This window comes from Streptomyces sp. Ac-502 (assembly GCF_045222935.1).
Taxonomy (GTDB): Bacteria; Actinomycetota; Actinomycetes; order Streptomycetales; family Streptomycetaceae; genus Streptomyces; species Streptomyces monomycini.
Genome location: NZ_JBHFFO010000001.1, coordinates 3,704,261 through 3,728,026 on the forward strand (window position 1 = coordinate 3,704,261; position 23,766 = coordinate 3,728,026).

Annotated in this window: 14 protein-coding genes and 6 pseudogenes; 10 read left to right on the top strand and 10 right to left on the bottom strand. The window is 73.1% G+C overall.

All coding sequences use genetic code 11. The features are described from left to right. Positions 1-3 precede the first annotated feature (3 nt). From ACEXOX_RS16765 to ACEXOX_RS16790, 6 genes and pseudogenes are all read right to left on the bottom strand, one after another. Positions 4-2,222 (bottom strand): annotated as a pseudogene (locus tag ACEXOX_RS16765) (substrate-binding domain-containing protein). Continuing rightward, on the bottom strand, positions 2,212-3,954 hold the full coding sequence (locus tag ACEXOX_RS16770; protein ID WP_406521550.1) for a sugar ABC transporter ATP-binding protein: 1,743 nt from the start codon (positions 3,952-3,954) through the stop codon (positions 2,212-2,214). Before ACEXOX_RS16770 ends, ACEXOX_RS16765 begins: the two are co-directional and overlap by 11 nt. Next, positions 3,951-4,985 carry a LacI family DNA-binding transcriptional regulator gene (locus ACEXOX_RS16775; RefSeq protein WP_406521551.1) on the bottom strand — a complete coding sequence of 345 codons (1,035 nt, stop codon included), beginning with the start codon at positions 4,983-4,985 and terminating at the stop codon, positions 3,951-3,953. Before ACEXOX_RS16775 ends, ACEXOX_RS16770 begins: the two co-directional genes overlap by 4 nt. A gap of 451 nt (positions 4,986-5,436) precedes the next feature. After that, a pseudogene (locus ACEXOX_RS16780) lies at positions 5,437-5,928 on the bottom strand (hypothetical protein); the annotation flags it as partial. A gap of 228 nt (positions 5,929-6,156) precedes the next feature. After that, entirely contained in the window at positions 6,157-6,585 is a 429-nt protein-coding gene (locus tag ACEXOX_RS16785) for an organic hydroperoxide resistance protein (RefSeq protein WP_030023096.1), read from the bottom strand. A 94-nt stretch (positions 6,586-6,679) separates the two neighbouring features. Next, positions 6,680-7,702 carry an NADP-dependent oxidoreductase gene (locus ACEXOX_RS16790; protein ID WP_406526371.1) on the bottom strand — a complete coding sequence of 341 codons (1,023 nt, stop codon included), beginning with the start codon at positions 7,700-7,702 and terminating at the stop codon, positions 6,680-6,682. Positions 7,703-7,791: 89 nt separating this feature from the next. Here ACEXOX_RS16790 and ACEXOX_RS16795 point away from each other — a divergent pair, with 89 nt between their 5' ends. From ACEXOX_RS16795 to ACEXOX_RS16810, 4 genes and pseudogenes are all read left to right on the top strand, one after another. Then, positions 7,792-8,223, top strand: a complete 432-nt coding sequence (locus ACEXOX_RS16795; RefSeq protein WP_406521552.1) for a MarR family winged helix-turn-helix transcriptional regulator — start codon at positions 7,792-7,794, stop codon at positions 8,221-8,223. A 162-nt stretch (positions 8,224-8,385) separates the two neighbouring features. Next, positions 8,386-9,024, top strand: a complete 639-nt coding sequence (locus tag ACEXOX_RS16800) for a DsbA family protein (RefSeq protein ID WP_406521554.1) — start codon at positions 8,386-8,388, stop codon at positions 9,022-9,024. Positions 9,025-9,064: 40 nt separating this feature from the next. Next, positions 9,065-9,423, top strand: a pseudogene (locus ACEXOX_RS16805) (maleylpyruvate isomerase N-terminal domain-containing protein); the annotation flags it as partial. A gap of 24 nt (positions 9,424-9,447) precedes the next feature. Next, on the top strand, positions 9,448-9,867 hold the full coding sequence (locus ACEXOX_RS16810; RefSeq protein ID WP_406526372.1) for a hypothetical protein: 420 nt from the start codon (positions 9,448-9,450) through the stop codon (positions 9,865-9,867). Here the strand turns inward: ACEXOX_RS16810 and ACEXOX_RS16815 are convergent. Both ACEXOX_RS16815 and ACEXOX_RS16820 read right to left on the bottom strand, forming a co-directional pair. Then, complete coding sequence (locus ACEXOX_RS16815; protein ID WP_406521555.1) at positions 9,854-11,566, bottom strand: MFS transporter; 1,713 nt, start codon at positions 11,564-11,566, stop codon at positions 9,854-9,856. The two genes, ACEXOX_RS16810 and ACEXOX_RS16815, sit on opposite strands and share 14 nt — an antisense overlap. Positions 11,567-11,706: 140 nt before the next feature. Continuing rightward, positions 11,707-11,907 carry a hypothetical protein gene (locus ACEXOX_RS16820; protein WP_406526689.1) on the bottom strand — a complete coding sequence of 67 codons (201 nt, stop codon included), beginning with the start codon at positions 11,905-11,907 and terminating at the stop codon, positions 11,707-11,709. On the opposite strand from ACEXOX_RS16820, the pseudogene ACEXOX_RS16825 reads away from it, so the two are divergent. Further along, positions 11,831-12,753: pseudogene (locus tag ACEXOX_RS16825) on the top strand (TetR/AcrR family transcriptional regulator C-terminal domain-containing protein). The gene ACEXOX_RS16820 and the pseudogene ACEXOX_RS16825 sit on opposite strands and share 77 nt — an antisense overlap. On the opposite strand, the gene ACEXOX_RS16830 reads toward ACEXOX_RS16825, so the two are convergent. Together ACEXOX_RS16830 and ACEXOX_RS16835 are read right to left on the bottom strand one after the other, a co-directional pair. Further along, positions 12,719-13,954 (bottom strand): helix-turn-helix domain-containing protein, encoded by a 1,236-nt coding sequence (locus tag ACEXOX_RS16830; RefSeq protein WP_406521557.1) that lies wholly within the window; start codon positions 13,952-13,954, stop codon positions 12,719-12,721. The pseudogene ACEXOX_RS16825 and the gene ACEXOX_RS16830 sit on opposite strands and share 35 nt — an antisense overlap. A gap of 14 nt (positions 13,955-13,968) precedes the next feature. After that, complete coding sequence (locus ACEXOX_RS16835) at positions 13,969-14,292, bottom strand: hypothetical protein (protein WP_406526690.1); 324 nt, start codon at positions 14,290-14,292, stop codon at positions 13,969-13,971. A gap of 99 nt (positions 14,293-14,391) precedes the next feature. On the opposite strand from ACEXOX_RS16835, the gene ACEXOX_RS16840 reads away from it, so the two are divergent. The 5 genes and pseudogenes from ACEXOX_RS16840 (at position 14,392) to ACEXOX_RS16860 (ending at position 23,701) form a co-directional block, all read left to right on the top strand. Further along, positions 14,392-15,339 (top strand): DUF3068 domain-containing protein, encoded by a 948-nt coding sequence (locus ACEXOX_RS16840; protein ID WP_406521559.1) that lies wholly within the window; start codon positions 14,392-14,394, stop codon positions 15,337-15,339. Between the two features lie 260 nt (positions 15,340-15,599). Next, on the top strand, positions 15,600-16,898 hold the full coding sequence (locus ACEXOX_RS16845) for a glycosyltransferase family 4 protein (protein ID WP_406521560.1): 1,299 nt from the start codon (positions 15,600-15,602) through the stop codon (positions 16,896-16,898). 7 nt (positions 16,899-16,905) lie between these two features. Further along, positions 16,906-17,630 (top strand): annotated as a pseudogene (locus ACEXOX_RS16850) (class I SAM-dependent methyltransferase). After that, positions 17,627-22,136 (top strand): annotated as a pseudogene (locus ACEXOX_RS16855) (alpha-(1->3)-arabinofuranosyltransferase family protein). The pseudogenes ACEXOX_RS16850 and ACEXOX_RS16855 overlap by 4 nt, the downstream one beginning before the upstream one ends. Then, complete coding sequence (locus ACEXOX_RS16860; protein ID WP_406521562.1) at positions 22,133-23,701, top strand: condensation protein; 1,569 nt, start codon at positions 22,133-22,135, stop codon at positions 23,699-23,701. The pseudogene ACEXOX_RS16855 and the gene ACEXOX_RS16860 overlap by 4 nt, the downstream one beginning before the upstream one ends. Positions 23,702-23,766 lie beyond the last annotated feature (65 nt).

Sequence of the window (23,766 nt, forward strand, 5' to 3'; positions counted from 1 at the left end):
TTCTCACCCATCGAATTCCGCCGCGTTCTTGCCGGTCACCAGGACCACCGGCACCTTCACCTGCTTCGGCAGCCGCTCGCCGCGCGCCGCCTTGAGCGCCTGTTCCACGGCCTGCCTCCCCAGCAGCTTGGGCTGCTGGGCAACCGTGGCGGTCAGCGTCCCGCCGCGTACCGCCGCGACACCCTCCGGCGTCCCGTCGAACGCCACGATCCGCACGTCCTTGCCCGCCCGGACGCCCAGCGACTTGGCGGCGCCGAGCGCCATCTCGTCGTTGGCCGCGAAGACGCCGCCGATGTCCCGGTGTACTTGGAGCATATTGGACATCACGTCCATCCCCTTGGCCCGGTCGAAGTCGGCGGGCTGCCGCGCCACCACCTCGATGCCCGGGTATGCCTTGATGCCCTCCTCGAAGCCCTGCCCCCGCTCGCGGGCGGCCGAGGTGCCGGCCTGGCCCTCCAGGAAGGCCACCTTGCCCTTGCCGCCGAGGGACTCGGCCAGCGTCTTCGCGGCGAGCCGGCCGCCCGCGACATTGTCCGAGGCGATGGCCGAGCCGACCCGGCCGCCGTTGACGCCGCGGTCGAGGGAGATCACCGGCACGTCCGCCCGGTTGGCGACCCCCACGGCCGGCACCGCGGCGTCGGAGTCCACCGGGTTGATGATCGCCGCCTTGACGTCCTGGCTGGTGAACGTCTCCATCTGGTTGATCTGCTGCATGGGGTCGTTCTGCGCGTCGGTGATGTTGATGTTCAGGCCGCGCCGGTCCGCCTCGGCCTGCGCGCCCTCCCGGACGGCGACGAAGAAGGGGTTGTTCAGGGTGGACAGGGCCAGGCCCAGGTCGGTGTCGCCGCCGCGGTCGCAGCCGGACAGGGCGAGGGCGCCGGCCAGGACGGCCGCGCCGAGCAGGCTCGTACGCCTGCGAAGGGAGGCGGTGCCCTTGTCGGACGTACCCGGGCCGAGCAGCCCGGTGCCCCGCTCGCGGAACGAGTCCGTACCCCCACCGGACGTACCGCGGCCCAGCAGCCCCGTACGCCCCTCGCGGAACGCAGCCGTACCCCCACCGGACGTACCGCGGCCCAGCAGCCCCGTACGCCCCTCGCGGAACGCAGCCGTACCCCCACCGGACGTACCGCGGCCCAGCAGCCCCGTACGCCCCTCGCGGAACGCAGCCGTACCTCCATCGGGCGTACCGCCGTCGGGCAGCCCCGTGCGCCGCCTCATCGCGCGCTCCGGCGCCGCAGCGTGTCCAGGAGCACCGCCAGCGCGATGACCAGGCCGGTGGCCACCTGCTGCCAGAACGCCGAGACGCTCAGCAGGTTCAGGCCGTTGCGCAGCACGGCGAGGATCAGTGCGCCGATGAGCGTGCCGGACGCCTTGCCGGAGCCGCCGGAGAGGCTGGCGCCGCCGATCACGACGGCGGCGATCGCGTCGAGTTCGTAGCCGACGGCGGCCTGCGGCTGGGCCGAGGTCAGCCGGGCCGCGAGGACGATGCCCGCGACCGCCGCGAACAGTCCGGACATCGCGTAGATCACCAGCTTGCGGCGCTTGACGTCGATGCCGGAGAGCCGGGCCGCCTCCTCGTTGCCGCCGATGGCGAACATCGCGCGGCCCGCGTACGTCCGGTTGAGGACCAGCGCCGCCGCCAGCCCCATCGCGATCATGACGAGGACCGGTACGGGCAGCCAGCCGCCCAGCGTGTCCCCCAGCTTGCTGACCGAGGCCGGGAACGGGATCGGCGTGCCGCCGGTGATCACCAGGGCGAGGCCGCGGCCGACGGAGAGCATCGCGAGGGTGGCGATGAAGGCGGGCAGCTTCCCGTACGCGACCAGCGCGCCGGAGACCAGGCCGGCCGCCGCGCCGAGCGCGAGGCCCAGCAGGACGGCGGCCCACACCGGCAGGCCCGCGTCGGTCGCGGCCCAGGCGACCACGGTGGCGCCGAGGGCGGCCACCGAGCCGACCGACAGGTCGATGCCGGCCGAGACGATCACGAAGGTGACGCCGAAGGCGAGGATGGCGGTGACGGACGCCTGGACGCCGACGTTGAGGAGGTTCTGCCCGTTCAGGAAGTCCCCGGACAGGATCGCCATCACCACGACCAGGGCGATCAGGCCGCCCAGCGGGCCGTTCCTCAGGACGGCCCGGGTGAACCAGGGGCCGAAGCCGTCACCGGGCGGGGCGGTGCCGACCGCCTCGGCGGCCGCTCCCGTCTTCACATCAGCGGACATCGGAGCCCTCCTTCGCGCTCTCGTTCGTCGTCGTGTGCGGCGCCGTCCCGTGGGGTGCCGTCCCGTGGGGTGCCGTTCCATCTGGTCCGGGCGCGCCGCCGGCGGGCCGTACCGCCAGTTCCATCACCGCGTCCTGCGTCGCCTCGTCGCCGGAGAGTTCACCGGCGAGCCGCCCCTGGGCCATGACGAGCACCCGGTCGCTCATGCCGAGCACCTCGGGCAGGTCGCTGGAGATCATCAGCACCGCGCGGCCGGCTGCCGTCAACTCGTTGACCAGCCGGTAGATCTCGACCTTCGCGCCCACGTCGATGCCGCGCGTCGGCTCGTCCAGGATCAGCAGCCGGGTGTCGGCCAGCAGCCATTTGCCGATGACGACCTTCTGCTGGTTGCCGCCGGAGAGGGTGCGCGCGTGCTGCCCCAGGCCGCTCATCCGTACCTTCAGCCGGGCGGCCACCTCGGCGGCCGCGCGCCGCTGGCCGCGCCGGTCGACCAGGCCGCCGCGGGTGTCGCGGTCCAGCCGGGCCAGCGTCAGGTTGTCCTGGAGGGAGGCGTCCAGGACCAGCCCCTGGCCCTTGCGGTCCTCGGGTACCAGGCCGAGCCCGGCGCGCATCGCGGCCCGTACGTCGCCGGGGGCCAGGACCTGCCCGTGGACCTCGACGGTCCCGGCGTCGTACCGGTCCACGCCGAAGACCGCCCGCGCGACCTCGGTACGGCCCGCGCCGACCAGGCCCGCGAGGCCGACGACCTCACCGGCCCGCACCTCGAAGCCGACGTCCTCGAAGACGGGCGTGCCGTTCGGGCCGCGCCGGGTCAGGCCGCGGACGCGCAGCAGCGGCGTGCCGGGCTCGTCCGGGCGCTGCCGCGGGTACTGCTCGGCGATGTCCCGGCCCACCATCAGGCGGATCAGCTCGTCCTCGTCCGTACCGGCCGGGACCTCGGCGACCGAGCGGCCGTCGCGCAGTACGGTGACGCGGTCGCCGAGGGCGCCGATCTCCTCCAGGTGGTGGGTGATGAAGATGATGCCCACGCCGTCGGCGCGCAGTTCGCGCACGATGCCGAAGAGGGTCTCGGCCTCCTCGGAGGTCAGTACGGCGGTCGGCTCGTCCATGATCAGGACGCGGGCGCGCAGGCTCAGCGCCTTGGCTATCTCCACCATCTGGAGCCGGGCGATGCCCAGTTCGGCGACCGGGGTGTCCGGGGAGACGTCCAGGCGTACCCGGCGCAGCAGTTCGGCGGCGCGTGCCCGCATGGTCTTCTTGTCGATCAGGCGGAGCGCGGTGCGCGGCGGCCGGCCGAGGAAGATGTTCTCCGCGACGGTCAGCCGGGGGACGAGGTTGAACTCCTGGTGGATGGTGGCGATTCCGAGGTGTTCGGCGTCCTGGGCGGTGCGGATGCGCACCTCGTGGAGAGTGGCGGGAGGGGGGCCGGGGGCACTGTGGCTGTCGGGGCCGTCAGGGCCGTCAGGGCCGTCGGGGCCGTCGGGGCCGTCGGGGCCGTCGGCCACGAGGATGCGCCCCGCGTCGGGGCGATGGGCGCCGGAGAGCATCTTGATCAAGGTGCTCTTGCCCGCGCCGTTCTCACCGAGCAGGACGTGCACCTCGCCCGCGCGCAGGCTCAGATCCACGCCGTCCAGCGCGCGCACGCCGGGGAACGACTTCGTCACCCCCTCCACGCGCAGCAGTTCACGGCCGGCCGGTGCGTCGTCCCGAACGTCGTCGTTGACGTCGGTCATGCGCTGCCCTCCTCCTCTTGGGTGTCCTCACGGGTGGTGCCCGGTTCGCCGCAGGAGCGGCGGGTGACGAGGCGGGCCGGCAGCAGTACGGAGCCGGGCGCGCGCCCCTCGATGCGTTCCAGCAGGGTGTGCAGGGCGGCCCGGCCCAGCTCGCGGGTGGGCTGCGCGATGGCGGTGAGCGGCGGGTCGATGTGCGCGAACCACGGCACGTCGTCGTACACGACCAGCGCCATGTCGTCGGGCACCCGCAGCCCGCGCGCGCGGATCTCGTCCATCGCGCCGAGCGCCATCAGATTGTCGGTGGCCAGTACGGCGTCGGGCGGCTCAGGCAGGTCCAGGAGACGGCGCATCACCTGGCGGCCGCCGGTGGGCTGGAGGTCGGGCGTGGAGCCGACCCGCTCGTCCGGCAGCGCTATGCCGTGCGCGGCCAGCGCCGTACGGAAGAGGTCCAGCCGCTCGTCGCCGGTCGGGGTGCCGGCCGGGGCGACGATGATCGCGGGACGCCGCCGGCCGAGGGCGGCGAGGTGGGCGGCCAGGTCGGTGAGGGCCGCGGCACCGTCGGCCCGTACGCACGGCGCGTCGATGCCCGGCACGATCCGGTCCAGCAGCACCAGCGGAGTGCCGGAGGCGACGACCTCGTGCAGCATCGCGGAGCCGGTACCGGCCGAGCTGACCAGCAGGCCGTCGATGCGGCGGTCCAGCAGCGTACGGATGTAGTCGTCCTGCTGGCCGGGGCGTTCGGCGGCGTTGCCGATGATCAGGCTGTAGCCGAGGCTGCGGGCGGCGTCCTCGACGGCGTCGGCCAGCTCGGTGAAGAACGGGTTGGTCAGGTCGCTGATGACCAGGCCGAGCGTGCCGGTACGGGCGGTCCGCAGGGCCCGGGCGACGTTGTTGGGCCGGTATCCCAGCTCCGCGACGGCGGCGAGCACCCGTTCGCGCGTCTCGGCCACCGGGCTCCGTCCGTTGAGCACTCGGGAGACGGTCGCCACGGACACCCCGGCCCGCTCGGCCACATCCTTGATCTTCGCCATCCCGCCCCAGCCCTTCCGTGCAGGTCCGCGCAGGCAGGTCGAGGACACCACGGCGCAGGGCGTCTCGATCGCACAACGGCGTGTAATCGATTTTGTGTGGGCTTACGTAATCGATTACACGACACCGGCGTCAAGACGGCGGGAGAGTGGCCTGCATCACAGGGGAAGCTGCGAGCGGAGGCGGTCGGCGGCGGTACATCTCTCGGCTCATCCGTCACTCAACCCCTTCGGACGTTTGGCGCCACCACGTTGACCACCGCCCGCACAACACCCCAGAGCGTCGACATCATTGGCGCGAACCTGACGCCGACGTAGGGGGCGGGCACCGGAGCGCCCTGGAGGGCTACCGCCTGGACTCCAGCGCCCCACAGCCGTCGCCATCACTCACTTGACCTGCGGATCTGCGGATCTGCGGATCTGCGGATCTGCGGATCTGCGGATCTGCGGATCTGCGGATCTGCGGATCTGCGAGCAGAACGACTCGATCGGCCTCGACGTCGAAGCCGAGCACCGGACGGCCGCAGTCGCCCTCCGGGTCCTTCAGCACGGGCTTGCGCAGCCGCCGCCCGACCTCCCGAAGGAAGCCGCAGAACACATCGAGTCGGTCCTGGCCCTGCAACTCCCGCAGGTCGACGTCGAAGTCGACCTCATCGCCGGTACCGAATCGGAAGATCGCCGACACGTCGGCGGTCGGCCACACCCGCAGTTCCGGGTACGCGGCGTATTCGGTGTCCGCCGGGCGGGACAGCACGGACTCCGCCCGGGGCACGGGAAGCACCGTCTCCCCCTCGGAGTACCGGCACCGCCAGCCCCTCTCCGCGACGAGATCGAGGACCGCCTGCCAGTCCTCCACCGAGGCATGCGCGACCCGCACGTCCGGCAGCGACCCCACCAGGTCCGGGTCGAAGAAGGAACTCACGTCATCCCACAACAGATCGGCCACCCCGCCATGCTGCCCTGCCCGCCGACCCGAGGCACCCCCGTTTTCCCTGGCCAGCGGCGTGTAGGCACCCCCGCGCCTGCCGGAACGGCCAAGGGCCACACCCCGTACAGGAGTGCGGCCCTCAGTCGAAGCCTCGCGTCAGTCACCGTCCAGACGTCACCCGACGCCCAGCCGCCGACCGACGCCCGCCGGTCAGTCAGCGCCTGACTGCCGGTCAGCGTCCAGCAGTCAGCCGACGCTGAGCTTGACGTCGATGTTGCCCCGCGTGGCGTTCGAGTACGGGCACACCTGGTGGGCCTTTTCGACCAGGTCCTTGGCGGTGGCCTCGTCCACGTTCGGAATGGAGGCGTTGATCTCGACCGTGAGGCCGAAGCCGCCGGACGGGGTCTTGCCGATGCCGACCTTGGCGGTCACCCGGGAGCCGGAGACATCCGCCTTCTCCTGGCGGGCGACGACGCTGAGCGCGCCCTGGAAGCAGGCGCTGTAGCCGGCCGCGAAGAGCTGCTCGGGGTTGGTGCCGGCGCCGCTGCCACCCTGCTCCTTGGGCGGGTTGACGACGACGTCCAGCTTGCCGTCGTCGCTGGCGACGCGGCCGTCCCGACCGTTCTCCGCGGTGGCGACGGCGGTGTAGACGACGTCTACGGGCTGGATGGACATAGGGATCCTCCTGTGGTTCGCCGCGACTCGCGCCCACGATCGCGACGGCTTGGGGCCGAGCCTAGTGGCCCGGCGGGACCGGCTCCGTGAGGGGTCAGTCCGTGAGATCGACGATCATCTTGCCGGTGTTGTCACCGCGCAGCAGGCCGAGAAACGCCTCGAAGCCGTTCTCGATGCCGGCGACCTTGGTCTCGCTGAACTTCAGCTCGCCCGAGCGCACCCAGGCCGAGACCTCGGAGACGAACTGCTCCTGGAGGTGGGTGTGGTCGGCGACGAGCAGGCCCTGGATGCGCAGCCGCTTGCCGATGACCTGCGCGAGGTTGCGCGGCGCCGGGGTCGGTTCGGTGGCGTTGTACTGCGAGATCATGCCGCAGACGGCGACCCGGCCGTGCACGTTCAGCGAGTCGAGGGCGGCTTCCAGGTGGTCGCCGCCGACGTTGTCGAAGTAGACGTCGATGCCGTCGGGGGCGGCGTCCCGGAGCTGGTCCTTGACGGACCGGTCGGACTTGTAGTTGAAGGCGGCGTCGAAGCCGTATTCCTCCGTCAGCAGCTTGACCTTCTCGTCGGAGCCCGCGCTGCCGATGACGCGCGAGGCGCCCTTGAGCTTGGCGATCTGGCCGACCTCGCTGCCGACCGCGCCGGCCGCGCCGGACACGAAGACGGCGTCGCCCTCCTTGAAGGAGGCGACCTCCAGCAGGCCCGCGTAGGCCGTCAGGCCCGGCATGCCGAGCACGCCCAGGTAGGCGGAGAGGGGCGCCAGGGAACCGTCCACCTTGGCGATCTTGGCGGCGTCCACCACGGCGTACTCGCGCCAGCCCTTGAAGTGCAGGACGTGGTCACCGACCGCGAAGCCGTCGGCGTTGGAGGCGATGACCTCGCCGACCGCGCCGCCCTCCATCGGCTCGTCCAGCTGGAAGGGCGGGGTGTAGGACTTCACGTCGTTCATCCGGCCGCGCATGTACGGGTCGACGGAGAAGTACAGGTTGCGGACGAGGAGCTGCCCCTCGCCGGGCTCGGAGATCTCGGCCTCGCGGAGCGCGAAGTCCTCCGGCTTCGGCCAGCCGTGCGGGCGGGCGACCAGGTGCCATTCGCGGCCGGACGTGGGCAGTGCGGACATGGGCTGCTCCTCCTCGAAATACTTCAGGTGCTGAAACAACAATGCTCCTCGATATTTCATGTTGTCAAGCAATTCGGTATCCTGGTGTCATGACTCCTCGCGCAGACCACCTGACCGCCGAGGTCGTCGAGCTGATCGGCACCGTCGTGGCCCGCTATCACGAGGAGTACGAGCACGCGGCGGCCGAGCATTCCCTCACGGGCGCCCAGGCGCGCGTTCTCGGCCTGCTCGCCCGTGAGCCGATGCCGATGCGCCGGATAGCCCGGAGCCTGAAGTGCGAGCCGTCGAACGTGACCGGGATCGTGGACCGGCTGGAGTCCCGCGGCCTGGTCGAGCGCCGCCCGGACCCGGCCGACCGCCGGGTCAAGCTGGCCGCCCCCACCGAGACGGGCCGGGCGACGGCGGCGCAGCTGCGCGACTCCCTGGACTTCGCGCGCGAGCCGCTCGGCGAGCTGTCCGTCGCGGAGCGCGCGCTGCTCAAGGAGCTGCTCCAGCGGATGCTCGGCGTCACACCGGAATAGCCCCGGAGCAGCGCCGAAGCAGCGCCGCCGACCGGGCGAACGCGAGCCGGCGGACACCGGTCGGCCGGCGCGCCCCGGAAGCCGCCCGTCCGGACGCCGCACCGCCGGACACCGCCGACCGAACTCCCGGCCGGAAGTTGTGAAGCGAACTATCGTGGCGTCATGACTGATCAGAATGCGTCTTCCCCGAACGCCACTCGTCACACAGTCGACTTCTACTTCGACCCCATCTGCCCCTTCGCCTGGATCACCTCGCGCTGGATCCTGGAGGTGGAGGCCCACCGCGACATCGACCTGCGCTTCCGCGTGATGAGCCTGGCCGTCCTCAACGACGGCCGCGAGGGGCTGCCGGAGCAGTACCGGGAGCTGCTGGCCAAGGCCTGGGGCCCGGTGCGGGTGTGCATCGCCGCCGCCCAGAAGCACGGCGAGGACGTACTGCGCGACCTGTACACCGCGCTCGGCACGCGCCTGCACAACGACAGCCGGGACGACTACGGCACCGTCATCGAGGAGGCGCTCGCCGAGGCCGGGCTGCCCGCCGAGCTGGCCGGTGCCGCCGACAGCACGGAGTACGACGACGCGCTGCGCAAGAGCCACCACGAGGGCATGGACCCGGTCGGCGAGGAGGTCGGCACGCCCACCATCCACATCGACGGCGTGGCCTTCTTCGGTCCGGTGCTGACCGCGATCCCGCGTGGCGAGGACGCCGTACGGGTCTTCGACGGCGCCCGGCTGCTCGCCGGTTACGACAAGTTCTTCGAGCTGAAGCGGACCCGGACGGGGGACCTGGACTTCAGCTGACCCGAAGCCGGTTGTCAGTGGCGGGACTTACCGTGGCGTCATGAACGCTTCGACGTACGACCGCCACTGCTCCGAAATCGTCGAGCAGGCCGACCTGTTGAGGTCGCGCGTGCGGGGCGCGGTCCAGCTGAGAACCCCGGTGCCCACCTGCCCCGGCTGGAACGTCGGCCAGTTGCTGCGGCATCTGGGCGGCGCCCACCGCTGGGTGGAGGAGGTCATACGCACCGGGACGGAACGGCCCCCGCCCGACGGGCACTTCCGCGATCTGTCGCCGTACGCCGACGAGGACCCGGCCGTGCTGGACGGCTGGCTGGGCGAGGGGCCGCCCTGCTGGCCGAAACCCTGCGGACCGCCGGGCCGAGTGCGGAAGCCTGGGTTCCCGTGCCCCGGCTGGGCCCGGCGGCCGCGTTCTTCGCCCGTCGGATGGCCAACGAGACGGTGATCCACCGCGCCGACGCCTTCCTGGCCGAGGGCGCGCCGTTCACGCTCGGCGAGGAGACCGCCGCCGACTGCTTCGGCGAGTGGCTGGAGCTGGCCGCGCAGCCACAGACCCTCGATCACCGCCCGGAGTTGCGGGAACTCCTCGGCCCCGGCCGCACGCTGCGCTTCCGGGCCACCGGTACGGCACCGGGGACGGCCGCCGAGTGGCTGGTCGACCTCACCGGCGCGGCGATCACCTGGCGCCACGCGCCGCGTGCGGAGGCCGCCGTCACCGTCAGCGGTCCGCTGACCGACCTGCTCCTGGTCCTCTACCGACGGCTGCCCGCCCGCAGCCCCGGCATCGTGATCGGTGGTGATGTGGAACTGCTGGATTCCTGGCTGGAGCGGGTCAGCTTCGGGTGATGGAGGTGGCGGGGGAAGCGGGGCCGACGGACGCGGCGTCGGCAGAGGCGGAAGCGGAAGCGGAGGCAGAAGCGGAGGCAGAAGCGGAAGCGGTGTCGACGGTGTCGGGGTCGGCGGACTCGTGCCTGTCCGTGTCCGGTCCGCACCCGGTCGCCTCCTCCCCCGGCTCCGGGGACTGCGTCCGTACGCCCCTGAGCAGCGCCACGGCCAGCAGCGCGCCCAGGACCATCACGGCTGCCGCACCGAGCAGCACCACGTGCAGGCCGCAGAGGAACGCCGTACGGGCCGCCGTGAGCAGCGCCTCTCCGGCCCGCCCCGGCAGTTCCCCCGCGACTGCCGCGGCTCCGGCCAGGGTTTCCCGTACGGTGTCCGCCGCGCCCGCGGGCAGCCCGCCGGGGACGGCGCTGCCGATCTCGCCGCGGTAGACGGCGTTGCCGAGGGTGCCCAGGAAGGCCAGACCCAGGGCGCCGCCCAGTTCGGAGCCGGATTCCAGGACGGCGGAGGCCGAGCCCGCGCGCTGCGGCGGGGCGACACCGAGGGCCAGTTCGGTGCCGAGCGACATCACCATGACCAGCCCCGCCGCGTAGACGCTGGCGCCGAGCAGCACGATCCACAGCGGTGTGTCCGCCGCCACCCGGGACACCCACAGGAACCCTCCGGCGGCGGCCAGGAAGCCGCCGGCGATGACGAACGCCCGGCCCGTACGGCGGGCGAGGGCGGTCGCGGCCGGGGCCATGCCGCCGACCGCGAGGGTCGGCACCACGTTCCACAGGGCGGCTTCCAGTGGGCTCATGCCCCGTACGGACTGGAGGTACTGGGTGAAGAAGACCGCGCTGCCGACCAGCGCGAACATCGCCAGCAGGTTCATCAGGACGGAGCCCGAGTAGCCGCGGTGGCGGAAGAGTTCCAGGTCCAGCATCGGGTGCCGGGCGGTGCGCTGGCGGCGTACGAACGCGGCGGCGGCCAGCAGTCCGGCCGCGACGGCCAGTGCGGGCAGCGTCTCGAAGCCGTTGCGGGCCAGTTCCTTGATGCCGTAGACGACCGGGAGCATCGCCGCCAGGGAGAGCAGCGCGCCCGGCAGGTCGAAGCGGCCCGCCGCCGGGTTCTTGAACTCGGGCAGCAGCAGGGGCCCGGCCACGAGCAGCAGCACCATCGCCGGGGCGTTGATCAGGAAGACCGAGCCCCACCAGAAGTGCTCCAGCAGCACCCCGCTGAGCACCGGACCGAGCGCGATGCCGCCCATCATGCCGCCGGACCAGATCGCGACGGCCTTGCCGCGCTGCCCGGCGTCGTGGAAGAGGTTGCGGATCAGGGCCAGGGTGGACGGCATGAGGGTGGCGCCGCCGACGCCGAGCACCGCGCGGGCGGCGATGAGCATGCCGGGGGTCTGCGCGTAGGCCGCCAGCGCCGAGGCTACGCCGAACAGGACGGCGCCGGTGAGCAGCAGCTTGCGGCGGCCGATGCGGTCGCCGAGGGCGCCCATGGTGATCAGGAGGCCGGCCAGGACGAAGCCGTAGACGTCGAGGATCCACAGCTGTTCGACGCCGCTGGGCGCGAGTTCGGCGGAGAGGAACGGTACGGCGAAGTAGAGCACCGAGACGTCCATCGAGACCAGCAGGCAGGGCAGCAGGAGCACCACCAGCGCGGTCCACTCGCGGCGCCCGGCACGCGGCGGAGGTGTATACGGAGTAAACGTCATAGCCAGGAAGGTAGACAGGGCACGCTTACAGCGCAAACCTTAGGCCCATCAGGAGGATTGGAGGTGCATCACACTAGTGCGCCTGCCCTGCCCCCACCGGCGCTGTCGCCGCCTTGCTACGCTCACAGGCCCCTGGTGCACTAGTACGGAGAGCCGGAGGCCGCCACCATGGACCGTTCAGCCACCCCCGCCACGAACCGTTCCGCCACCCCGCCGTACCGCCGCATCGTCGCGGAGATCCGGCGGCGTATCGATACGGGCGAACTGGCCGCGGGCGACCGCGTGCCCTCGACCCGGCGGATCACCCAGGAGTGGGGTGTGGCGATGGCGACCGCGACCAAGGTCCTGACGACACTGCGTCAGGAGGGCCTGGTCAGGGCGGTGCCGGGGGTGGGCACGGTGGTGGCGGAGACGGGGGCGGGGGCCGGGGCGGAGGCGCGTACGCACCATGGGCCCGCGCCCCGGCCACGCGGCAGCAGCCGTCACCCTCTCCCCGCCGCCCCCCAGCCCCAGCCCCCGCCCTCAGCCGCGACCGCATCGTGCGGGCCGGCGTCCGGATCGCCGACGCCGAAGGGCTGCGCTCGCTGTCGATGCGCCGTGTGGCCGCCGAGTTCGGCGCTTCCTCCATGGCGCTCTACCGTCACGTGGCGAACAAGGACGAGCTGGTCATGCTGATGGCGGACGCCACCTTCGCCGAGATCGAACTGCCCGCCCCGGCGCCGCGGCACTGGCGCGCGCGGATGGAGGCCGGAGCCCGCCTCCAGTGGCAGCTCTACCAGCGGCATCCGTGGGTCGCCCAGTGGCTGTCGATCACCCGCCCGCAGCCGTTGCCGCACGCGATGACCCTCATCGAGTGGACCATGGGGGCGACCCGGTTCGATCCGTTGACCAAGCTGCGGCTGGCTCTGACGCTGCTCAACCACGTACGCGGCACGGCGGTGGCCATGGAGGAGGACCTGGAGGCCGAGCAGCAGACCGGTATGGACCAGGACCAGTGGATGGCCTCGCTGGAGCCGGAGTACGAGCGGATCGTGGAGTCCGGTTCATTCCCGATGTACGCGGGGGTCGATGACATGGACGACGCGGGGATGCTCCAACTGGACGCGCTGTTCGAGTTCGGTCTGGCCCGGCTGCTGGACGGCTTCGAGGTGTTCAGCGACGGCCGGGAGGGCCGCCCGGAACACTGAGTTCACCGCGCAGCCGCCGGGCCCGCAGCACCAGTTCCAGTTCGAAGCGGCGGTCCGGATCGTCCACCTCGTCGCCCCACAACTCGCGTATCTGACGCAATCGGTAGCGCACGGTCTGCGGGTGGACACCGAGCCGGGCGGCCACCTCGGGCGCGCCGCCGCGCGTCTCCAGCCAGGCGAGGAGGGTCTCGGCCAGCCGGCGGCCATGGGTGGGGCCGCAGTGCGCCAGGGGCTCCAGCCGCCGCCGGGTCAGGTCCTCGATCAGTTCCTCGGGCGGCAGGAGGACCAGCGCCTCGGTGTGATCGGTGCAGTGCAGCAGCTGCCCGGCCGGCAGCAGGCCCCGCTCGATCAGATCGACCGCGGTGTTGGCCCAGCGCAGCGACTTGGCCGCGTGCGCCAGTGGTACGGCCGGGCCGAGCGCGCCCGACCACCCCGCCGTGGCGCGCTGGATCAGTTCCCTGCGCCCGGCGGCGTCCGGCTCCGGCACCACCATGCGGGGCCGCTCGCACTCCATGTCCAAGAGGACGTCCGTACCGACGGCGGGCGCCACGGACTCACGGGCGGGACGCAGCAGTACGGCCACGGCGACCTGTGCGGGCAGCGCCCAGCCGATCCGAGCGGCGCGGTCGGTGAGCGCGGGCGCGGTGTGTGCGCGCGCTCCGGCCGCGAACAGCTGCTCCATGAGGCGTCGTTGGTGCCGCAGCCGTTCCCCCGCCTGGCGGGCCGCGGCCTCGGCGAAGCCCCTTACCGATTCGGCGACCAGCCCGTCCAGGTACTCGAAACCCGATTCGGCCAGTTCGTACATGGCGGGGGCCGGAATCGCCACCTGCTGTCCGATCTCGGCCAGCCGTCGCCAGGCCAGCCGTACGCCCAGCCGGTAGATGGCTTGCAGGGCGTCCAGACTCCGGCCCTGGATGCCCGCGCCGCGGCCGAACTCCTGGAAGATGCGCGGGTGGACGTGCGGACTGTCCAAGCCGGCGGACATGTGCTCCACGAAGTGCTCCAGCGACTGCCGGATGCCGACCAGCGCGCGCGGCTCGCCGTACTCGTCCAAGGCCAACGGCAGTTGTGGGTATTCGCGGCGGATCTCCGCCAGGATGCGCTGGGCGAGCGCCGGGACCTCGTCCAGAGCGCGCGCGGCGAACTCCCGCACCTGCCCCGGAGGTACGTCACGCCAGGCCGAGCGGACGGTCTCCACCACGCCTGCGGCCTCCCCTAAGGCGTCCGGTCGAAGGTCACCAGAGGCACGTTCGGCTGTTCCGGCGTGGCGTCCAGGGCGGCGACGATGCCGAGGGAGGCGCCCACGGCCAGGGCGGCGGCGCCCAGCGAGGTCAGTACGGCGGCGAGCAGTCTGTGCATGGCGCGGCGGGCCCCTTCGGTGGCGGGTACGTCGAGGGTTGCGCGGCGCACCGGTCCGGCCCGGTCCACGAACGGCCTCGGGCGCACGCGGGGCCGCACGGCGGCGGCCGCGGTGCCGTACCGCGCCGACGGGACGCCGGGCCGCGGCGGCCGCGGTGCCTGCCGAGTGTGTGGGGGCATTGACGGCATGTCAAGGATGCGCCTACGGTTCCCGCCCGTTCACCCGGACCACCGCCACGCCGCACGCGCACTGCCCCCGCCGCCCTCAGGAGTGCCCGTATGCGTAAGACCGCCTCACCCTTTTCCCTGGTCCTGCTGGGCCTCGGCGTCTTCCTTCTGGTGCTCGCCCCGATGCTCGCCTGGTACGTCGCGCCGCGCGCCCAGCGCACCCCGGTGGACGTCGACGTGACCACCGTCTTCACCGGCACCGGCAGCTACTTCGACACCGAGACGCTGCGCCCGAAGAACCGGCAGAAGATCACCATCACCCGGCACGTGCTGGGGGACGTGGCAGCGAGCGAGCGCAGCGGGCGGGCCGTGTGGGACGTGTCCACGACGGTCGACACCCCGGAGACCCTGGAGCTGAAGGATCCGCGCAAGGCGTTCCAGTGGACGCGGGAACGGTGGGTCACCGACCGGCGCACCAACGCTCCGGTGCACTGCTGCGAAGAAGCACCGACCCGCTTCGAAGGGGACGCGTACCTGAAATTCCCCTTCGACGTGCAGCGCCGGACCTACCGCTGGTGGGACAGCACGCTCGGCGCCGCGGTCCCGCTCCGCTTCGCCGGCACCAAGCATGTACAGGGGTACCAGGGCTACCGCTTCACCGGGACCGTCGCGCCCGCCAGGACGGGCAGCCGGCAGGTGCCGGGGCGGCTGGTCGGGCGGCCGGCGCAGGGCCAGGTGCAGGCCGAGGAGTGGTACGCGAACAGTGGGATCGAGCTGATCGTCGAGCCGCGCACCGGCCGGATCATCAACGCGACGATCTCGCCGCACAAGACGCTGCGGGCGCCCGGCGCGCGCACCGACGCGATGACGCTGCTGCGCGGCTCGGGGCTGGAGTTCACGCCCGCGACCCAGCGCAAGCAGGTGGAGCTGGCGGACTCGGACAGCACCCGGCTCAAGACGGTCGGCGAGACGGCGCCGCTCGCGGCGGCGGTGGCGGGCGGCGGGGCGACGCTTTTCGGAGTGGTGCTGGTGGTGCGCGGGAGGCGGCGGTTCAGCTGATCCTGCGCGAAGTGATGAGGCGTCAGGCGGAGCCGGGGCGGAAATTGTCACGCCGGTGAGTAGCCGCATCGAACAGGGCGGCGAAAACTATCCAGCTCACCCACCCGCGTCCCCGTCCCCGCACCGGTCCTCGTCCCCCGTACCTGTCCCGTCCCCCGTCCCCCCGTCCGCAGCCTCAGGCCGGCAGGTCCGCACGACTCAGTACGCAGTACGTCCCCCCACACCACTGGTACCGCACCCTGAGACGAGTTGGAGCGCACATGCCCCAGCACGTACGACCGTCCTTGTCCGCCGCACCACCCGCACGCCACGAACCGCCCGCACACCCCGCACCGCCCGCACCGCCCGCACCGCCCGCACGCCAGGAATCATCCGCACGTTCAGCAAAGCCCGCCCGCCACGAACCTCCCGCACACCTCGCACCTCCCACCCACTCCACCCCATCCCCCACTCCCGACCACCCCGCACCCCCACTCCCCCGCCGCATCGTCTTCCTCGCCCGCCGCGACCTCGGCAACCCCGCCGCCGGCGGCTCCGAACTGCTCGTCGACCGCATCGCCGAAGGCCTGACCGCGCACGGCCACGAGGTCACCCTGCTGTGCGGCGGCCCCGCGGCCGACCGCGGCTACCGGGTGGTCTCCGCGGGCGGCGACGCCGGTCACTTCCTGCGGGTACGGCGGCAGTTCAGCCGCCGGGTCGGCGCGTGCGACCTGCTGGTCGAGGTCTGCAACGGCATGCCGTACCTGGCTCCCCTGTGGCACACCGGACCGACGCTGTGCCTGGTCAACCACGTCCACACGGACCTGTGGGGCATGCGCTACCCCGCGCCCGCCGCCCGGCTCGGCCGCCGGCTGGAGCACTGGGCGCTGGCCGGTACCCACCGCGGCAACCTCATGGTCGCCGTGTCGGGCTCGACCGCCGCCGCGCTGCGCGGGCTCGGCGTGGAGCGGGAGCGTATCCGGCTGGTGCACAACGGGGTGGAGGAGCCGGGGCCGCCGCTCCCCGAGGCGCCGGAGCCGCTGTTCCTGGCCATGGGCCGGCTGGTCGAGTACAAGCGTGTCGATCTGCTGCTGCGCCTGTGGGAGCGGGTGCGGCCGGTCACCGGCGGCCGGCTGGTGATCGTCGGTGACGGTCCCGAGCGCGACCGGCTGACGGCCATGGCCGGTCCCGACGTGCACTTCACCGGCCGGATCAGCGAGCAGGACAAGCACGAACTCCTCTGCCGCGCCTGGCTTCTGCTGCACCCGTCGCTCGTCGAGGGCTGGGGCCTGGTCGTCATGGAGGCGGCCGCCCGGCACACCCCGGCCGTCGGGTTCGACATCCCCGGACTGCGCGACTCGGTCGACGACGGGGTGACCGGGCTGCTGGCGCGCGGCGAGAGTTCGTTCGCCGCGCACTGGTGCACGCTGGCGCTCAGCCACCCGCGCCGGCAGGCCCTGGGTGCCGCCGCCGCGCAGCGCGCCGCGCGCTTCCGGTGGAGCGGCACGGTCCGCAGCTTCCGCGCCGTGGCGGCCGAGTCGTACGCCGAGGCTCACCTCGACCTTCCCGCCAGGCGGTGATGCTGAGGTGCGGGACCCTTCCCTGCGCAGATCTCTCACCCTTTTCCGCGCCTTCCTGCGCGAGCAGCACGACCCCGAGCACTGCTACGGCCTGCTCGCCCGGGACGCCGCCGACCAGATCGAGCGGTACGAGCCGCTGAAGGGCCGGGTCGTGGCGGACATCGGCGGCGGCAGCGGGCACTTCACCGAGGAGTTCCGGCGCCGCGGCGCGCACGGCTATCTCTTCGAGCCCGACCCGCGCGAACTGGCCGCGCGCGGGCGCCCCCGAGCGGCGCGGTGCTCGCCGACGGCTACCTCCTCCCGCTGGCCGACGGCACCGCCGACGTGTGCTTCTCCTCCAACGTCCTGGAGCACGTGGCGGACCCGCAGACCTTCCTCAGCGAGCTGGTGCGGGTCACCCGGCCCGGCGGTCTGATCTATCTGTCGTTCACCAACTGGCTGTCCCCCTGGGGCGGGCACGAGATGGCGCCGTGGCACTACCTGGGCGCCCGGCGGGCCCGCGAGCGCTACCGGCGGCGTACCGGCCGGGCCGCCAAGCACACCCTGGGCGAGAACCTGTTCGTACTGCACGTCGGCCGGACGCTGCGGCAGATCAGGGCGCGGGACGACGTGTGGATCGTGACGGCCCGCTCCCGGTACGCGCCGTTCCTCGCCGAAACGATCCCGCGCCTGCCGGGCGTACGTGAAGTAGCCACCTGGAACCTTCTCCTCATCCTGCGGCGGTTGCCATGACCCAGACGCTCGTGTCCAGCTCGGAGCCCGGATCGCCGGACGCCGGAGGCACCCCGGCGTCCGCGCCGGGCGCGCCGCCGCCCGGGCCGCCGCGGTCCCGGCGCTGGCTGCTGGCGTTCTGGGCCGTCACCTTCGTGCTCTTCCTCGCGCCGACCGCCGGGAAGATGACCTTCGAGACGAAGCTGGGGGTGACCACCGACCCCTGGCGGTTCCTGGGCGACCTCGGACAGCTCTGGCACGACCGGGCGGGCTTCGGCGGCATCACGGACCAGTACGTCGGTTACGCGTTCCCGTCCCTGCCGTACTACGCGCTGACGGACCTCGTGCATCTGCCGGTGTGGCTCGCCGAGCGGCTGTGGATGTCGCTGATCGTCACCACCGCCTTCTGGGGCGCGCTGCGGCTGGCGGAACGGCTGTGCGTCGGCACGCCGCCGGCCCGGCTGCTCGCCGCCGCCGCGTACGCGCTGTGGCCGACGTTCACCATGGTCATCGGCTCCACCTCCGCCGCCGCGCTGCCGGGCGCGCTGCTCCCCTGGGTGCTGCTGCCGCTGACCGACCACCGCGCGTCGGCGCGCTTGGCCGCCACCCGCTCGGCGCTGCTCATCCCCTTCATGGGCGGCGTCAACGCAGCATCGACGCTGGCATCGCTGCTACCCGTCCTGCTGTACGTGCTGTCGCGTACGGGCGCCCGGCGCAGAGCGCTGCTTGCGTGGTGGATTCCGGGCGTCGTCCTGGCGACCGCGTGGTGGGCCGTACCGCTGCTGCTGCTCGGGGTGTACGGCGAGAACTTCATGCCGTACGTCGAGCAGGCCAACACCACGACCGGCACCATGTCGGCGACCGAACTGCTGCGCGGCGCCGGCAACTGGACCGGCTACCTCAACTTCGGCGAGCCCTGGCTGCCGGCCGGCTGGACCATGGCGGCGGGCGCCGCCGCGATCCTCGGCTCCGCGCTGGCCGCCGCGCTGGGCCTGGCCGGGCTGGCCCGCCGGGACGCGCCGGAGCGGCGCTGGCTGCTGCTGACCGTGCTGGTGGTGGCCGGCATCTGCCTCACCGGGTACGCCGGTGCGCTGGGCGGCCCGTTCCACGGGGTGTGGCAGGACTGGCTCGACGGCTGGCTGCGGCCGTTCCGCAACATCTACAAGTTCGGTCCCGGCCTGGCGCTGGCGCTCGCGTTCGGCCTGGCGCACCTCGTCGGGGTGGCCGGTGAGCGGCGCGGCACCCGGCGCGTTCCCGGGCGCCGCCACCTCCCGCTGGTCGTCGCGCTGCTGACCGTGCCCGCGCTCGCCCTGCCGTTCCTCAACGGGACCGTCCTCCAGCCCGGCGCCTTCAAGAAGCTGCCGGACGCCTGGGAGCGGACCGCCGACTGGCTGAAGAAGAACACCCCCGACAACCGCGCCCTCGTCGTCCCCGCCACCGCGCACGGCGTCTACACCTGGGGCTCCCCGATCGACCAGCCCCTGGACGTGCTCGCCCGCTCCCGGTGGGCGCAGCGCGACTACGTGCCCTTCGGGACGCCCGGCGTACGGCGCGCCATGGACGCCGTGGAACAGGCGCTGCTGTCCGGCTCCGAAGTCCCGGGGCTGCGCGATTTCCTGGGCCGGGCGGGCCTGTACGACGTCGTCGTACGCAACGACCTCGACCCGGACCAGATCGGGTACGTGCCGACGCAGACCGTCAAGCGCACCCTGGAGGCGTCCGGCTACCGCCGGGTCGCCGCGTTCGGGCCGCTGACCACGGACGGGAAGATCGCCCCCGGCACCCCCGTACAGATCCAGGGCCTGTACCCGCGCCAGCGCTCGGTGGAGGTCTACGAACCGGTGGACACCCCGCGCCCCGGCCCGGTCACCGCCCGGCCCGTGGCGGACACCGCGCAGGTCAGCGGAGGCCCTGAGGCACTGCTCCCGCTGTCCGCCGACCCCACGCTGCGCCACCGGCCGGCCGTGCTGACCGGCGACAATCACCCGGGCGTCGGCACCCCGCCGCTCCAGCTGACCGGCGACGGGCTGCGCCGTGCCGACACCCGGTTCGGACTGGTCAACTCCAACACGTCGTACACGTACGCGCCCGGGGAGCGGAATCCCCCGGACAGCGTCCAGGACCCCGGTCGCCCGCCGCGGCAGATCCTGCCGGCCGAGGGCATCGGCCACCAGACCACCGGGGTGCTGCGCGGCGCCTCCTCCGTCACCGCCTCCAGCAGCGGCAACTGGCTGTTCCACCTGCCGCAGTACGACCCGGTGCACGCCTTCGACGGCGACCCGGACACCGGCTGGGCCGAGGGCAGCGCGGGCGAACCGGTCGGCCAGTGGCTGCGGATCGGCTTCACCCGGCCCACGTCCGTACCGTCCCGGATCGCGCTGACGCCGCTCCCGGGTGACGGCATGCGGGCGGCGCCGACTTCCGTACGCGTCCGGACCGACCGGGGCAGCGTCGAGAGCCAACTGCTCACCGACGGCACGAAGCAGCAGGTCAGAGCACCGGCCGGGGTCGCGAAGTGGCTGGAGATCACCATCACCGGGTCGCAGACGCCGCGCGCCGGGCTGTCCGGCGCGGGCTTCTCCGAGGTGGAGATACCGGACGTGCGGGTCACCCGGCTGCTGCGACTCCCGACGGACGCCGAGAAGTCCACGGCGCCCTCCGCCACGTACTCCCTGCACCGCGGCAGCGACCCCGGCGGCCTCTCGCCGGCCTCCGCCGAGGCAGGACTGCACCGCCAGTTCCGTACGGGCACGAGCGCGTCGTACGAGGTGTCGGCCAAGGCCGTGGCCGTACCGGGGCCGGAACTCGACCATCTCCTGGACCGCGCGCCCCCCGCCAGAAGGAACGCGTCACCGTCACCGCCGACTCCACCAGCTTCGGCTCCGGCCGCTCGCTCAGCCCCCGCAACCTCGTCGACGGCGACCTGACCACCGCCTGGATCGCGGGCGACCGGCCCACCCTGCACCTGCGCTGGCCGGGCAAGCGGCCCATCAGCCAGATCGTGCTGGCCGCGGCCGGCGGCATCTCCACCCGCCCCGAACAGATCCTGGTCAACTCCCCCGACGGCGCCGCGACCGCCGGTGTCGACGAGAACGGCCAGGCCCGCTTCGACCCCATCACCACCGACCGCCTCGACATCACCATCAGCAAGGTCAAGGAACTCACCGTCCACAACCCGGTCGCCGACCAGGCCCTGCAACTGCCCGTCGGCCTCAGCGAGGTCTACATCCCCCAGCTGGAGGCGCTGCGCACCCCGCCCCCTCGGCCACCGACCGGTTCTCGCTGGCGTGCGGCCAGGGCCCGCCGCTGGCCGTGGACGGCACCCTGCACGCCACCAAGGCCTCCGGGTACGTCCGCGACCTGACCGAACGCCGACCCGTCGACGTCGGACTGTGCGCGGGCGAAGCACGCGACGGAAACCTCGAACTCCCCTCCGGCGAACACCGGGTGGAGGCCGGCGACCAGGGCCCGCTGGCGCTGACGGACGTCACCCTCAGCCGGGGCAGCGCCCCCGCGCCCGCGAGCGAACGGCGGACCGTGACGGCCGAGGACTGGGCAGGCGACCAGCGGTCGGTGCAGGTCGGCACCGGTGCCGCCGCGTACCTCCAGATGTACGAGAACGCCAACGACGGCTGGCACGCGACGCTCGACGGGCGTGAGCTGTCGCCGGTCCGGCTCGACGGCTGGCAGCAGGGGTTCCTGATCCCGGCGGGCCGAGGCGGGCTCGTGAAACTCTCGTACGCGCCCGCCACGACGTACGACCTCGGACTGCTCGGCGGCGCGCTCGGCATCGTCGTACTCATCGGTTCCGCCCTGGTGCGCCGCACACCGCGCACGCCGCCGCCGGAACCGCAGGCGCCCCCTCGCCCTCCTGGGTGCTGGGCGTCGTCGCCCTCACCGTGGTCGTGGCCCTCGCCTCCGGGCCGTACGCCGTGATCGTGCCGCTGCTGGCACTGGCGGCCCGGTTCCGGCCGGGGCTCCTGGTGCCGGTCTCGCTGCTGGCCATGGTGGGCGCCGGCGTCACGGCGGCGCTCGGCGCGGGCGAACCGGCCGCCGCCGACGCCGGGGCCTTCAGCGCCACGGCGCAGGCACTGGCGCTGCTGGCGCTGGCGGCCGCGGTGGTGACGGTGCCGGGTTCGTGGGCGCGGCGTGGGGCGCGGGCGGGGGTGGGGCGGGGCCTCGGGGGAGGCGGAGTTGGCGGAGGAAGCGGAAACGGTAGCCATGCCGCCGGTCTCCGGGCCGATGGCGTCGGGGCCGCCGGCACCGCCGCTGCCCAGGCGACGGCGGCGGCGTGGCGTGGCGTCGGAGAGCGCGGCGCCTTCGGGCGGCGAGCCGCCCACGGGTAGCGAGTCTCCGCACGGCGAGCCATCCCCAGGTGCCGCGCCCCCGGGCGCCGCGCCCCCGAACGACACGCCTCCGAGCGACACGCTCTTGAACGACATGCCACCGAGCGACACATCACCGAACGACGCACCACCACCTCACGGCACTTCACCGGACCGGAGCGGGGAGGGACCCACTCGATGACCGCACTGCAACCGGCACGGCGGGAACCACCGGCCGAGGACGGGCCGCCCCGCGCGGCGGACCGGCCCGTACGGCGCATCCCGTTCCCGGTGGTCGACGAGATCACCCGGCACTGCCTCACGGACGACGAACCGGAGACCGTGCACATCGAGGTGCACCTGCCCGGACGGCCGGACCCCGACCGGCTGCGGGCTGCGTTCCGTGAGGCACTGTGCCGACACCCCCGCATCCTGATGCGGCAGGCACCGCACCGCTGGTGGCGGCGCCGGTACGAGTGGGAGCTGACCGGCGTACCGGACGTGGACCCGGTCGTCTTCCCACCACCGGGCCCGGACGCCCTCGAACGGGCCCGGGAGCGGGCCCTGGCCGACTGCCCGCCGCTGGACGCCTCGCCGCCGGTGCGTCTGGAGGTGGTCGAGCGGGGGCAGGTCGGAGAGGGAAGCGAGGACGGGGCCTCCGCAGACGGGAACGGGAACGGCGGCACGGTACTGCTCGTCACCATCAACCACACCGCACTGGACGGCCCGGCCTGCCTGCGGGTGCTGGCCACCGCCGCCCAGCTCTACGGAGGCGCCGACAACTCCCCCGCGCCACCGCCCGTCCGCGCGCCCGGGGTTCCCACGGGCGGCGCTCCCCAGGACACACCGCCGCTCGGCGGCCACCGCCTGGCCAGGCCGGTACGGATCGCCGCCGAACGCGGGCCCCGGAGCGCGGGCAGCCAGGGCGGTTCGAGCGCCCGGGGCAACGGGATGCTCATCACCGAGCTGCCCGTCCCGGCCCGGCCGCCCCGCGTCGACGGCGTCGCCGCCTTCACCGTCAACGATCAGCTTCTCGTCGCCACCTGCCTGATGGTGGCCCGCTGGAACCACGTCCACGGGCGCCCGAGCGCCCCCGTCGTGGTGACCATGCCGGTGGATGACCGCCCGCGCGGTACGGACATGCCCATCGGCAACGGCACCCGGCTGGTCTCCGTCGGTTTCGGCCCGGAGGAGGAACAGGACGCGGCGCTGCTCACGGCCGACCCGCCCGACCCGGCGGCGGTCGCCCGGCTGCTGCGGCGCACCGCCGCCCGCACCCGTTCCCTGAAGGCCGCGCCGGGCTCCCAACTCGGACTCGGCGCCGCGCTGCTGACCGCGCCGGTGCTCCCGGTCGGCGCGCGCGGCGTCCTCACGCGGGCGCTGCGCACGGCCGCCGCGCCCCTGGCGTCCACCACGCTGCTGTCCAACATCGGCCGCATCCCGTACCCGCTCGACTTCGGGGACGCGGGGCGCCCCACCGCCGTGTGGTTCTCGGCTCCGGCCCGTATGCCCCGCGGCCTGACCGTCACCACCGTCTCCGTCGGCGGGCGCGTCCAACTGGCGCTGCGCTGGTCGCACGCGCTCCTGGACGACGAGGCGGGCGCCCGCCTGGGCGCCCTCTTCGCCCAGTCGCTCGCGGCCACGTCCTGGACGCCGGGGGCCGGAGAAGACCACACGGGTCGCACGGACCACACGGGTCGCACAGACCGCACGGATGGCACGGGTCGCACGGGTGGCACGAACCGCCCGGAAGGCACTGCCCCGTGACCCGGCAGGCGGCCGCCACCGCGCGGGACACCGACACCCCACGGCCCGCGGCGGACCGCGAACAC

Bases quoted from the DNA above. Each gene is read 5' to 3' on its own strand.
- ACEXOX_RS16770 (WP_406521550.1), bottom strand. From the start codon at position 3,954: ATGACCGACGTCAACGACGACGTTCGGGACGACGCACCGGCCGGCCGT.
- ACEXOX_RS16775 (WP_406521551.1), bottom strand. From the start codon at position 4,985: ATGGCGAAGATCAAGGATGTGGCCGAGCGGGCCGGGGTGTCCGTGGCG.
- ACEXOX_RS16785 (WP_030023096.1), bottom strand. From the start codon at position 6,585: ATGTCCATCCAGCCCGTAGACGTCGTCTACACCGCCGTCGCCACCGCG.
- ACEXOX_RS16790 (WP_406526371.1), bottom strand. From the start codon at position 7,702: ATGTCCGCACTGCCCACGTCCGGCCGCGAATGGCACCTGGTCGCCCGC.
- ACEXOX_RS16795 (WP_406521552.1), top strand. From the start codon at position 7,792: ATGACTCCTCGCGCAGACCACCTGACCGCCGAGGTCGTCGAGCTGATC.
- ACEXOX_RS16800 (WP_406521554.1), top strand. From the start codon at position 8,386: ATGACTGATCAGAATGCGTCTTCCCCGAACGCCACTCGTCACACAGTC.
- ACEXOX_RS16810 (WP_406526372.1), top strand. From the start codon at position 9,448: ATGGCCAACGAGACGGTGATCCACCGCGCCGACGCCTTCCTGGCCGAG.
- ACEXOX_RS16815 (WP_406521555.1), bottom strand. From the start codon at position 11,566: ATGACGTTTACTCCGTATACACCTCCGCCGCGTGCCGGGCGCCGCGAG.
- ACEXOX_RS16835 (WP_406526690.1), bottom strand. From the start codon at position 14,292: ATGCCCCCACACACTCGGCAGGCACCGCGGCCGCCGCGGCCCGGCGTC.
- ACEXOX_RS16840 (WP_406521559.1), top strand. From the start codon at position 14,392: ATGCGTAAGACCGCCTCACCCTTTTCCCTGGTCCTGCTGGGCCTCGGC.
- ACEXOX_RS16845 (WP_406521560.1), top strand. From the start codon at position 15,600: ATGCCCCAGCACGTACGACCGTCCTTGTCCGCCGCACCACCCGCACGC.
- ACEXOX_RS16860 (WP_406521562.1), top strand. From the start codon at position 22,133: ATGACCGCACTGCAACCGGCACGGCGGGAACCACCGGCCGAGGACGGG.